Consider the following 13,384-nt stretch of genomic DNA (forward strand, 5'->3'; position numbering starts at 1 on the left):
GTGAAAGACTTAATAAAGTTTCTGAAAGCGCAAACCAAGACCGAAGAGTTTGATGCTATCAAGATTGCTCTGGCATCACCTGATATGATCCGTTCATGGTCATTCGGTGAAGTTAAAAAGCCAGAAACCATTAACTACCGTACGTTCAAACCTGAGCGTGACGGTCTTTTCTGTGCGCGTATTTTCGGGCCAGTAAAAGACTATGAATGTCTGTGCGGTAAGTACAAACGTTTAAAACACCGCGGTGTGATTTGTGAGAAGTGTGGCGTAGAAGTTACACAGACCAAAGTCCGTCGTGAGCGCATGGGTCACATTGAACTTGCATCTCCGACTGCACACATTTGGTTCTTAAAATCACTGCCATCCCGTATCGGTTTGCTGCTCGATATGCCACTGCGTGATATTGAACGCGTTCTGTACTTTGAATCATATGTAGTTGTTGAAGGCGGTATGACTAGCCTTGAGCGTGCACAGATTCTGACAGAAGAGCAATATTTAGATGCGCTGGAAGAGTTCGGTGACGAATTTGATGCGAAAATGGGTGCGGAAGCTATCCAAGGCCTGCTGAAAAACCTCGATCTTGAGAACGAGTGTGAAACGCTGCGCGAAGAGTTAAATGAAACTAACTCTGAAACTAAGCGTAAGAAGCTGACCAAGCGTATCAAACTGCTGGAAGCATTCATTCAATCTGGTAACAAACCAGAGTGGATGATCTTAAACGTGCTGCCAGTATTACCACCGGATCTGCGTCCATTAGTTCCACTGGATGGTGGTCGTTTCGCAACATCAGATCTGAACGATCTATATCGTCGCGTAATCAACCGTAATAACCGTCTGAAACGTCTTCTGGATCTGGCTGCGCCAGACATCATCGTACGTAACGAAAAACGTATGCTGCAAGAAGCGGTTGACGCCCTGTTAGATAACGGTCGTCGTGGTCGCGCAATCACTGGTTCTAACAAACGTCCTCTGAAATCTTTGGCAGATATGATCAAAGGTAAACAAGGTCGTTTCCGTCAGAACTTACTTGGTAAGCGTGTTGACTACTCAGGTCGTTCTGTTATCACCGTAGGTCCATACCTGCGCCTGCATCAGTGCGGTCTGCCGAAGAAAATGGCTCTTGAGTTATTCAAACCATTTATCTATGGCAAATTAGAATTACGTGGTCTGGCTACAACCATTAAAGCTGCGAAGAAAATGGTTGAGCGCGAAGAAGCGGTTGTTTGGGATATCTTGGATGAAGTCATCCGTGAACACCCAGTCATGTTGAACCGTGCACCAACACTTCACCGTCTGGGTATCCAAGCTTTCGAACCTATTCTTATCGAAGGTAAAGCTATCCAATTGCACCCACTCGTTTGTGCGGCATATAACGCCGACTTCGATGGAGACCAAATGGCGGTACACGTTCCTCTGACTCTGGAAGCTCAGTTAGAAGCACGTGCGTTGATGATGTCAACCAACAACATCCTGTCACCTGCAAGTGGTGAGCCGATCATCGTTCCTTCTCAGGACGTTGTATTGGGTCTTTACTACATGACACGTGACTGCGTAAACGCGAAAGGCGAGGGCATGGTATTAGCCGGTCCTAAAGAAGCTGAGCGTGTTTACCGTTCAGGTCATGCATCACTGCATGCCCGCGTTAAAGTCCGTATCACTGAAGAAGTAAAAGATTCGGAAGGTAACATTACAATCAACACTGGTTTAGTTGACACCACTGTTGGTCGTGCAATTTTATGGATGATCGTACCGAAAGGTCTGCCTTATGCTCTGGTAAACCAAGCGTTAGGTAAGAAAGCTATCTCCAAAATGCTGAACACCTGTTACCGTGTTCTGGGCCTGAAGCCTACTGTTATTTTTGCTGACCAAATCATGTATACCGGTTTTGCCTATGCGGCACGTTCTGGTGCATCAGTTGGTATCGACGATATGGTTATTCCAGAGAAAAAAGCTGGGATCATCGCCGAAGCAGAAGCTGAAGTTGCAGAAATTCAGGAACAGTTCCAGTCTGGTCTGGTAACAGCAGGCGAACGTTACAACAAAGTTATCGATATCTGGGCAGCAGCAAACGAACGTGTTGCTAAAGCGATGATGGAAAACTTGTCGACTGAAGCGGTTATTAACCGTGATGGCGTCGAAGAACAACAAGTTTCTTTCAACAGTATCTTTATGATGGCCGACTCCGGTGCTCGTGGTTCTGCAGCTCAGATTCGTCAGCTAGCAGGTATGCGTGGTCTGATGGCTAAGCCAGATGGCTCCATCATCGAAACACCAATCACGGCAAACTTCCGTGAAGGTCTGAACGTTCTTCAGTACTTTATCTCTACGCACGGTGCGCGTAAAGGTCTTGCCGATACCGCATTGAAAACAGCGAACTCCGGTTATCTGACTCGTCGTTTAGTTGACGTTGCACAGGACTTGGTTGTGACTGAAGACGACTGTGGAACTCATGAAGGTATCCTGATGACTCCGGTTATCGAGGGTGGCGACGTTAAAGAACCACTGCGTGAGCGTGTATTGGGTCGTGTGACTGCAGAAGATATCCTGATCCCAGGAACGGCAGATATTCTGGTTCCACGTAATACATTACTGCACGAAAAACTGTGTGACCTGTTAGAAGCTAACTCAGTCGACAGCGTTAAAGTTCGTTCAGTTGTAAGTTGTGAAACTGACTTCGGTGTGTGTGCTCACTGTTATGGTCGTGACCTTGCTCGTGGTCATATCATCAACAAAGGTGAAGCTATCGGTGTTATCGCGGCACAGTCAATCGGTGAGCCGGGTACACAGTTAACGATGCGTACGTTCCACATCGGGGGTGCGGCATCTCGTGCGGCGGCAGAATCTAGCATTCAAGTCCGTAACACAGGTACTCTGAAGCTGGTTAACGCGAAATTCGTTACTAACACAGAAGGCAAACTGGTTATTACTTCACGTAATACAGAGCTGCGTCTGATTGACGAATTCGGTCGTACGAAAGAAAGCTATAAAGTCCCTTACGGTGCACACTTGACCAAAGGTGATGGCGAGGCTGTAACGGGCGGCGAAACTGTTGCGAACTGGGATCCACATACCATGCCAGTCGTCAGTGAAGTTTCTGGTTTCATCAGCTTCTCTGACATGCTTGATGGTCAAACAATGACGCGTCAGACTGATGAATTAACCGGTCTGTCTTCAATCGTTGTTCTGGATACTGCGGAACGTACCAGTGGTGGTAAAGACTTGCGTCCTGCTCTGCGTGTTATTGACGCAAATGGTAACGATGTTCTTATCCCTAACACGGACATGCCAACTCAGTACTTCTTACCGGGTAAAGCAATTGTTCAGTTAGACGATGGCGTTGCTATTAATGCGGGTGATACTTTAGCGCGTATTCCACAAGAATCTGTGGGTACTAAAGATATCACGGGTGGTCTACCACGCGTAGCTGACTTGTTCGAAGCTCGTCGTCCGAAAGAGCCTGCAATCTTGGCTGAAATCAGCGGTATTATCTCGTTTGGTAAAGAAACCAAAGGGAAACGTCGTCTGGTTATCACACCATTAGATGGTAGCGATCCGTACGAAGAGATGATCCCTAAATGGCGTCAACTCAACGTGTTCGAAGGTGAGATCGTTGAACGCGGTGACGTGGTTTCCGATGGTCCAGAATCTCCACACGATATTCTGCGTCTGCGTGGTGTCCATGCTGTTACGCGTTATATCACTAACGAGGTTCAGGAAGTTTACCGCTTACAAGGCGTTAAGATTAACGATAAACACATTGAAGTTATCGTTCGTCAGATGCTGCGTAAAGTGACTATCGCGGATGCAGGAAGTTCTGAATTCCTCGAAGGTGAACAAGTCGAGTACTCACGTGTTAAAGTTTCTAACCGTAAACTGGAACAAGAAGGCAAAATTCCAGCGAATTTTGCTCGTGACCTGTTGGGTATTACTAAGGCATCTCTGGCAACAGAATCCTTTATCTCAGCAGCATCGTTCCAAGAAACGACACGCGTACTGACTGAAGCCGCAGTTGCGGGTAAACGTGACGAATTACGTGGTCTGAAAGAAAACGTAATTGTTGGACGCCTGATCCCAGCAGGTACTGGTTTTGCGTATCACCAAGACCGTATCCGCCGCCGTCATCTGAACGACGTTGTGGATGCACCACAAGTCAGTGCAGACGAAGCAACAGCAAACTTAGCTGAGCTGTTAAATGCAGGTTTTAGCAGTGACAACCAGAACTAATTTCTGATTTCACTGTAAAACGCCTGACAAAAGCCAGTGCCGAAAGGTACTGGCTTTTTTTATGTCTTAGGTTTATCTGAATATGTAACGCGTATTTCTATTTTTAAAATATATCCAGCAGTAAAAAAAATGAATAATAAATTGCTTGGCTAAAAATAAACGGTAATAAAAATTATTTTTAAATTATTTAATAGGAATATGCGATGGATAAAAAAAAGACAAATGAACAGGTTGATGTGAATCAAGCTAATCTCTCGGCTTATCATGGAATATTATCAGACTCATTAGGGGCCATAAATACATCTCAGATAGTGACGGGAAATGGGCAAATTGCATTAGATTTAGTTGTTGTTATTGATACTAGTGGCTCAATGTCTGATGAGGCAGGGGATTTAAGTAAACAGATTGATGCGACGATTGAGGCGGCATCAGCAAAGTGTCCATCCCACCTTCGGGCGACATTTTTAGGTATCGAAGGGACTTGGGCAAATACGAAGTTTGATCAATCTGCCAGTGAATATTTAATTAAGATCGGTGCGAACGAAAGGGATCTGCAAGCAAGATTACCGTTTAAAGAATCCGATGGGCGAGATCATGCTGGAAATAAAGAAGATTTATGTCGTGCGGTTATTGATATTAGTAAACACTTTGATTGGCGAGATGATGCGCGTAGGGCTATTTTTGTGCTGGGTGATGAAGGGATGGAAGGTGGCGGTGGAATTCTTACTCGTGCTGCGATTGCAAAAAATAATGAAGCCATATCTGTCGCTCAAGAAAGAGGAATTAAGGTGTATACCTACCAAGGTACACCGGATGATAGCCCAACAAATCTAGATCGTTTTCCGACTCTTGCTGATAGAGATAACGTGACGAGGGAGTATGAACGACTAGCCAAAGAAACCGACGGACGTGCGTACATTTACACCACAGGGATTGCAAATTTCTCGTTGGTTTTACAGGAAATATTATGTGATAGCTTAATACCACCAGCCAAACCAGATCGAAGGCTTTCAGAGTGTGATTCTGTCTGTGAAAACTTGCCACTCATTATAAATACTGTGAATACATTGTCTGATATTATAAAAAAGACCATAGATTCTTGCTGCCCTGATCCCAAGCATGATGACCACTCAGATTGTCAGTGTAAACATTAGAATTGGTTAGCTAGAAAAAGTAAAAGCGGGAATATTTCCCGCTTTAATTATGTGAATGGTAAATATAGTAATTAGTAAAAAATACCAATGATCGCACAGTGAGCCACAAAACCTACCATCAGCGGCACGGCGGTTCGTTTTACCACATCAAATGGCTGCAGTTTTGCACCACTGGATACGGCAATGATTACCCCCGCGACTGGGGACATACCTCGGCCCATGTGTGAGGCTTGTTGCATTGGTAAAATCATTGCAATAGGGTTAACGCCCATACTATGTGCAATTTGTGGAATTAACTCAACGAACGCGAGGAATGGCGCATTACCTGAACCCATAATAATAGCAGCGGCAAGTGTGACGAGTGCGAACACAATCGCCATGGCAAATGGTGGCAAGCCGACGGATTCAGCACCTAAAATCAGTTGGTCAATTGCTCCACTGACTTTAATACCATGAGCGAACACTCCAGCGGCAACCAATAAGCCGACCACATTACTGAATGCATGACCCATACCATTTAGAAATGTTTGGAAGCCATTACAAACCGCTTTAAAATTACGTACGCGAAGTGTTTCAATCACCATGCAAATGGCCATCGCAATCAGCACGATAGTCACAACATCTAAGTGAATACCGGAAAAGAACAAATTGGACGTTCCTACTGCCATAATAATGGGGAGCATAGGAAGAAGTGCATAATATCCAGGAACTGACTTAGTAATTTCTTCTTTTTCATGTGACTGAACGGCTTTACCAATTTCAGGTACGAAACCTTGTTTTCGGTCACAGTGACGTTGCCAGAAAATATGGGTAATACCGACGACCAATACAGTGGCTAATGCCGCTGGCCCTTGATAGTAAAGCACATACTCAACGACAGACATATCGACCGCTTTCGCACCACGAATGGCATCAATCGCGGTTGGTGTGTAAGCCACCCCAAGAGAAGTTGCGATAACCCCAGCCGCAGAAGCAGGTGATAATCCCAAACCAATCATAATTGGGAACATGGTTCCCATTAATAATACGGCTAAGCCTGTTGCTGATGGGATAGCTAACTGCAAGATACTCGCCAGCAAGAAAGAGAAAAATAGCAGTACATAAGGGGAACGCATATTTTTCAGTGGCTTAGTTGCAACACGTACTACCGCTTCATTGGCACCGATATGGTCCATATAGTGCGCAAAGCCCATCAATGCCATGATCATTAAACCGAGATCCGCTGCGCGGCTACTGAATAAATCTCGCATGACTTCAAATGGGTCGAGCCAAGTGATACCAGTGGTGGCGACATTTTTAGGGAGGATTGGACCCCAGCCAAGGGCTAGGGTGAATATCATCAATACTAAGCCAGCGATTAATAGTACTGGCTCAGCTTTGTACCCCTTTAAAATAAATCGCGCAACCAAAACAACGATAATCAGAACCGTTAGAATTGGGATCATGCTTTAGCTCCTGGTTTGAAGCGTTCTGCGGTGATTTGTACCACTTGTTTTAATACATCGCTGGCGGCATGTAGGGATTTAACGGGTAAATATTCATAGATTGAATGGAAGTTATGTGCGCCTGTGAAGATATTAGGGCAAGGCAATCCATTTTGCGATAATGCAGCTCCATCATAACCCCCACGCATAGGAATGACTTTTGGTGTGATACCACAAGCTTGGTAGGCATCAACGGCAATATCAATAGGGTAACGGTTATCACCTTGTAGGCTATTGTAAACGTTAGAGTAGCGGTCTGATAGCTTACAAACAACACTTTCGCTTCCCCAAAGGCTTTCGCAGCTCTCTGCTAATTGTTTTAAGAAAGCCATACGTTTGCGATAGCCGTCTTCGGTAAAATCACGCACATCCATTTTTAAAACAGTACGGGCGCTGTTACCTGACATTTGTTTCACCCAATAATAGCCTTCGCGTCCATCGGTATACTCAGGAGCTTCACCACCCGGTAACATGGCAATAAATTTTTGTGCCATTAATAATGAGTTAACCAGTTTGCCTTTTGCGGACATTGGATGAGCCGATTTACCCGTAAAGATGATTTCGGCATCACCTGCGTTCCAGTTTTCATACACCAGTTCACCGATACCGCAGCAGTCCAAGGTATAGGCAAAATCAGCACCAAACTCTTTAACATCAAAGACTTTTGCGCCACGGAGGCCTTGCTCTTCATCTGGAACGAAACCAATTTTAATGGTGCCGTGCTTAATTTCTGGATTTTGCTTAAAGTATTGCAGCATATCCATGATAGAGGCAATTGCCGCTTTATCGTCAGCACCTAATAGGCTAGTTCCATCAGTGACAATTATGTCATCACCAATGTAATTCACTAATTCAGGGAACTCACTCTTACGTAGATAAATATTAAGCTCTTTATTCATGCATAAATCTTCACCGGTGTATGGCAAAATTTGTGCTTTAGTATCATTGGTTTGTTCTGCGCTAGTGTCTAAATGGCCGAAGAAAGCGACGGTTGGGACATCATAATCAAGATTGGAAGGCAAAGTTGCGGTGACAATAGCTGTGTCACGCAGCTTAATATCTTCAACGCCCAGAGCTTCTAATTCTTGGACCAGCTGTTTCGCAAGGACGCGTTGTCCTTCTGAGGAAGGCATAATTCCTGCCGCACCCTTTTCCCTATCAGTGGTGGTGTTAATTTTGGTATAAGAAATAAACCGCTCAACAATATTCATTCTTTTTATTCCCCAGCATCTTATAGAATGCGTTTTACATTAGTTATATCTGTGGCTGTAATTTCATTTCACAGTATTATTCTTGTATCACAATTAAAGATATTCTGAATATCAGACCTGTTGAATTTTTCTAAGAAATGCTAGTGAGAATATAAAATTGATAATTAATAGTGGCATTATTCGAATAATGAATTAAAATGGGCGACTTTACTCCTGCCTTATTTTTCGTCTTAAATAATATTGTTAAATTATTGATATTAAATCGTAAGAATATTCTTTCGTAATGTGTTTTTTATTTAACACCTTATTTTAAACTTATCCTATCTTAAATTTAATTAATATATATTGCTGTTAGATGTTCAAAAGATAATTTTTCCTAGAAATAAAAATTTTTAATTAGCAAAATTAATAGAAAATTAGATGGAATGAATGCTTAAAATCATATTTTGATATTTTATTTCTTTGCCTTTCATTTAGATAATTGAATCAATTTTATACTGACTGTTTTTTGCAGGATGGTGATAAAAATTTTCTTTTGTCTTGTTTCGTATTACCTCTACTTTTTTGCATTGAAAGCAAATGAAGATTTACTGGCAGGTATTTCTTCGTCATTTGATATGTAATTTTCAAGCAAAATTTTACTTCTGTGCTCAGCATCTCTGAATTATTTATTTTTATTAAAAATCAGCATGTTAATTTTGATTGTCATAAGTTTGCATCATATCTTTATTGTGGGGAAATTGACTTATTTTCTACGAATTGATTACTTTTTGTGATCTCCACTTGAATTTTGATATTTTCGATCACTTACTTTTTGATATTATGCAAAAGTATAAATAATATGTATTAATCAAAAACGAAAGAAAACGTAAACAAAAGAGGATGAAGCAATGACTGTTTCGCGCAGAACCTTTATAAAAGGATTAGCAGCCAGCGGTGCAGCAATGTCGGTTTCTAGTCCCATTTTAGCCAATGATGGAAAACCTTCAAATATTAAGCCTTACCGACCCGATAACGCCCCTAACTTATTGATAGTATTCCCTGATGAGATGCGTGCCCATGCATTACAATTTATGGGAGAAGACCCGTCAATTACCCCTAATTTAAATAAGTTTGCCAAACAAGCGAAAGTCATGACGCAGATGGCATCCAATTACCCATTATGTTCCCCATTCCGTGGCATGTTTATGACTGGGCAATATCCTGTTCGTAACGGTATTACAGGCAACGCACATGATTATGGTGGAAAGGTAGGGATTGATTTATCACCTTATGCCAATTGTTGGTCTGATGTTTTGAAATCATTGGATTACAGCACGGGATATATTGGTAAATGGCATTTAGATGCGCCATATGCACCTTTTATTGAAAGCTATAATAACCCAATGGAAGGTCGTTATTGGAATGAATGGGCTGCTCCAAACCGCCGCCATGGCTTTGATTTTTGGTACTCCTACGGCACATATGATCTGCATATGAAACCGATGTATTGGGCCAATAATACACCACGGGAAAAACCGATTTATGTAGACCAATGGGGACCAGAGCACGAAGCGGATATAGCCATAAAATTCTTACAAAATAAAAATGGGCAGTACCGTGATAATACCAAGCCATTTGCGCTGGTTGTTTCTATGAACCCTCCGCATTCACCGTATGACCAAGTTCCACAAAAGTATCTCGATGCCTATAAAGGAAAAACCTCGCAAGAGTTAAATACTCGGCCAAATGTTAAATGGGATGTGGAATACCAAGAAGGCTATGGACCTCAATATTTCAAAGAATATCTGGCGATGGTAAACGGCGTTGATGAACAATTTGGTCGCATCGTTGATGAGCTTGAAAAACAAGGGCTTGCGGATAATACATTGGTTGTTTTCTTCTCTGATCATGGTAGTTGTCTTGGCGCAAATGGCCAGCCGACAAAAAATAACCCTTATGATGAGTCGATGCGTGTTCCGATGATGTTTCGGTTACCGGGTAAAATTCAACCAGGGCAAGATGATGCATTAATGTCAGCGCCGGATATCTACCCAACGATTCTAGGTTTATTGGGGTTAGAGCAATGGATCCCTGGCTCAGTTGAAGGAAGTAATTTAGCTGAACGTGTAGTCACTGGTGAGGGGGAAGTCGCTAACTCTCAACTTTATTTATTTATTCCGTATGGTGAACCTTCGTTTGGTAAACGTGGCGTGAGAACGAAAACACATACATTGGTTATTGACCGTCAGGATGGGCAACCACTGAAATATACGCTTTATGATAATGTGAATGATCCTTATCAAATGAAAAATGTGGCAGATGAGAACAAACCCATTATTGATAAATTAATTAAAGAAGAGCTTATACCGTGGTTAGAAAAAACCGGTGATTCTTGGAGACCAACAGAGTTTATTACAGCAACAACAAATAAATTAAATAAAAAAGTTTCAGCTTGTGAAGTTAAATAAATCATTTTTTGCCACCTAATAAACTAGGTGGCATTAATTAAAAAAATGAAAATATTATTCTCTAATAAAACAGGGAATCACTATCCTCGTGCTTAAATAGTACACAGCTTTGGAATAAAGATAATGAAAAAATTAATTATTGCTAGTGCAGTATTATTTTCAATTTCATCACAATATGCTCTCGCAAATAACTATAAAACAACAATTGAATATCGTCATCAATATTTAGACGCATCAGGGAAAAGCGGAGATAGAATTAAAGCTTTTTTGGATACAGGGAAAAATATTGGATTTGAGTTAGATGCACGCTATGGAAATAAAGATGGTGCTTATGACGCAATGAAAATTGATGGTTCGGAATTTTCAGCTTTTTATTATACAAAATTGAATCCAAATTTAGTGGGGCTTGTCGGTGCTTCTCTTGATTTCGATAAATTAGGTTTAGTTTATGTTCCTTATGTCCGTTTAAATTATACATTCGATAATGGTATTCGTTTACAAGGCCGTTATAAATGGAAAGTGTGGGATTATGGTCAAGTAGGAGAGAATGGCAGTAATTATCACTCTAAAATCCAAGAGTTTGATAGCTGGATAGGTTACAAATGGGGTAACTTAGATTTACAGTATCAATTGGATTTAATGTGGGAAATGGCTGACAATGCTCAACCTCTTTATAATGATAAGAAATTCGATTATCAACACAACGTTCGCCTTCGTTATGATATTAAAGCAGATGATGGTGCGTTATGGCGCCCATTTGTTGAAGTGGGCAATGTGAAAGAAAATAGGTTTTCAAGTGACCGTCAAACACGATTCCGTGTGGGTATTCAATATACTTGGTAATATCATTTTCATATAAATATATATTTGCCCACGAGTGATCGTGGGTTTTTTATTGCCGGTTTGCAAAGAAGAGAAAAGAATAAATACTGAAAAACAAGAAAAATGGCCAATAAATTGGCCAAAAGAAAGTAATGAAATGACAACTTGAGCAATGGTAAATCGGGTTGTAATGAATCAAATTTTGAGTTTAATAACTTCACTTGCTGCTAATAAATAGGCTCCAGCTCCATAATCCATATTATGGTCATATTTGACATCTCGTGGGTTGAACGCCGGAAGCTGTACCCAACCTAGCATTCCATTGGGGTGAATACAGTTTTGTAGTGCACACCATGATTTTTCGAGCAGAGGCAGGTAGCGTGCTTCTTCCAGTAAACCTTGGTTTAAGCCCCACGCTAATCCATAGCAAAATAATGCAGTGGCACTACTTTCAGGGGCAGGGAAGCTTTGGGGATCAAGTAAACTAGTGCGCCAGAAACCATCTTCTTGTTGGTATTGAATGACAGTTTCCATTAGGTCGGTAAATAAATTTACATATTGCTGGCGGGCAGGAAACTCTTTAGGTAACGATTGTAAAATACGTGGGATAGATGCAATGACCCAACCAATACCTCGGCTCCAAAATACTTTTTCACCATTTTTTTCACGTAATTCACCACCCTTGCCATCAGGAATGTAGCGATAATCGCGATAAATTAAGCCAGTTTCAGGATCACGCAAATGTTCTATCGCATCCCAATAAGCGGTATGCATGTAGTCTAAGTAGCGATTGTCATTTGTTTTAGCTGATAACGCGGCAAAAGCAGGGGGAGCCATGAAGAGTGCATCACACCACCACCAGTCTTCTCGACCTGGTTTTGGCTCTGCTAACATAAGGTTGAATGCATTAATAGTGGGTTCAAGGATTTCTGGATGATCAAATTGCGAACTTACAGCTAAATAGGCTTGAGTACAGACATGGTCATCGGCAAAACGCGGGTTAGGTCCTGTACGAAATCCAGTATGTAATGTGTAATCCAATACACCAGCGAGATATTCGTTATCCTGTGTTGCTTGCCATGCAGCAGCAACACAAGACCACAGAACACCACGTTCCCAGTCCGTATCTTTAATAAAACGGGTTTTGCCACTACGACGAAGTACACTGCGTACTTGGTTTTTTGATTGATAACGGTAAACCCGTTTCATATCATCTAAAACCGTATTACGTTGTAATAGTTTTGGTAATGATGATTGTTCCATTATTTTCTCCAGATGGGTTAGCGAGCTAACCAGCCACCATCAACAGCAATGGTATAACCATTAATATAGTCACTTGCTTTGGAGGCTAAAAAGATGGCTGGCCCTGCTAAATCCTCAGGAGTTCCCCAACGGCCCGCAGGAATGCGCTCTAAGATAGCTGCGTTGCGATCCGCATCAGCGCGCAGTGCTGCCGTGTTGTCTGTTGCCATGTAACCTGGGGCAATCGCATTCACATTAATGTTGTATTGGGAAAGCTCAGTAGCGAGAGCACGAGTGAGCCCCATGACGGCTGACTTACTTGCAGTGTAAGATGGAACCCGAATACCACCTTGGAATGAGAGCATTGAGGCAATATTAATAATTTTCCCACCATTACCTTGCTTCACGAATTGGCGTGCAACACGTTGAGATAAAAAGAATAAGGTTTTTTGATTAATATTAATCACATCGTCCCAATCTTTTTCACTAAACTCTAATAAGTCTTCACGGCGAATAATACCCGCATTATTGACAAGGATATCAATATGGCCCATGGCGGATACCGCATCATCAACCAAAGTTTGTAACCCGTCTTGTTCCATTAAATTCATAATAATGTAGTGAAACTTACGGCCTAAAGCTTCGACTTGAGCGCGTGTATCAGGAGCATCTTGGATGCCAACTCCAACAATATCTGCGCCTGCTTGTGCTAAACCAATTGCCATTCCTTGACCTAAACCGGTATTACATCCAGTGACAATCGCAACTTTTCCTGTTAAATCAAATAAGTTCATCTG

Annotated in this window: 8 protein-coding genes; 4 read left to right on the forward strand and 4 right to left on the reverse strand. The window is 41.9% G+C overall.

Translation table 11 applies throughout. The features are described from left to right. Window positions 1-4,224, forward strand: coding sequence for a DNA-directed RNA polymerase subunit beta' (gene rpoC / locus M1F17_RS01605; protein ID WP_094962840.1), 4,224 nt, complete (start codon window positions 1-3; stop codon window positions 4,222-4,224). A 203-nt stretch (window positions 4,225-4,427) separates the two neighbouring features. Then, entirely contained in the window at window positions 4,428-5,378 is a 951-nt protein-coding gene (locus M1F17_RS01610) for a hypothetical protein (protein ID WP_004264394.1), read from the forward strand. Between the two features lie 71 nt (window positions 5,379-5,449). Here M1F17_RS01610 and dcuC read toward each other — a convergent pair whose 3' ends face one another. Continuing rightward, complete coding sequence (dcuC, locus tag M1F17_RS01615; RefSeq protein WP_004264398.1) at window positions 5,450-6,823, reverse strand: C4-dicarboxylate transporter DcuC; 1,374 nt, start codon at window positions 6,821-6,823, stop codon at window positions 5,450-5,452. After that, entirely contained in the window at window positions 6,820-8,073 is a 1,254-nt protein-coding gene (gene pepT / locus M1F17_RS01620) for a peptidase T (RefSeq protein WP_004264401.1), read from the reverse strand. Before pepT ends, dcuC begins: the two co-directional genes overlap by 4 nt. An 890-nt stretch (window positions 8,074-8,963) precedes the next feature. Between pepT and M1F17_RS01625 the strand changes: the two genes are divergently transcribed. Together M1F17_RS01625 and M1F17_RS01630 are read left to right on the forward strand one after the other, a co-directional pair. Further along, on the forward strand, window positions 8,964-10,523 hold the full coding sequence (locus M1F17_RS01625; RefSeq protein WP_180312309.1) for a sulfatase-like hydrolase/transferase: 1,560 nt from the start codon (window positions 8,964-8,966) through the stop codon (window positions 10,521-10,523). Between the two features lie 123 nt (window positions 10,524-10,646). Further along, entirely contained in the window at window positions 10,647-11,366 is a 720-nt protein-coding gene (locus tag M1F17_RS01630; protein WP_004264412.1) for an oligogalacturonate-specific porin KdgM family protein, read from the forward strand. 174 nt (window positions 11,367-11,540) lie between these two features. Here the strand turns inward: M1F17_RS01630 and M1F17_RS01635 are convergent, their stop codons facing one another. After that, window positions 11,541-12,608 (reverse strand): glycoside hydrolase family 105 protein, encoded by a 1,068-nt coding sequence (locus M1F17_RS01635; RefSeq protein WP_094962836.1) that lies wholly within the window; start codon window positions 12,606-12,608, stop codon window positions 11,541-11,543. Between the two features lie 17 nt (window positions 12,609-12,625). Continuing rightward, complete coding sequence (gene kduD, locus M1F17_RS01640) at window positions 12,626-13,381, reverse strand: 2-dehydro-3-deoxy-D-gluconate 5-dehydrogenase KduD (RefSeq protein WP_036958862.1); 756 nt, start codon at window positions 13,379-13,381, stop codon at window positions 12,626-12,628. Window positions 13,382-13,384 lie beyond the last annotated feature (3 nt).

This window comes from Providencia sp. PROV073, assembly GCF_033688125.1.
In the GTDB taxonomy this organism is placed as follows: Bacteria; Pseudomonadota; Gammaproteobacteria; order Enterobacterales; family Enterobacteriaceae; genus Providencia; species Providencia hangzhouensis.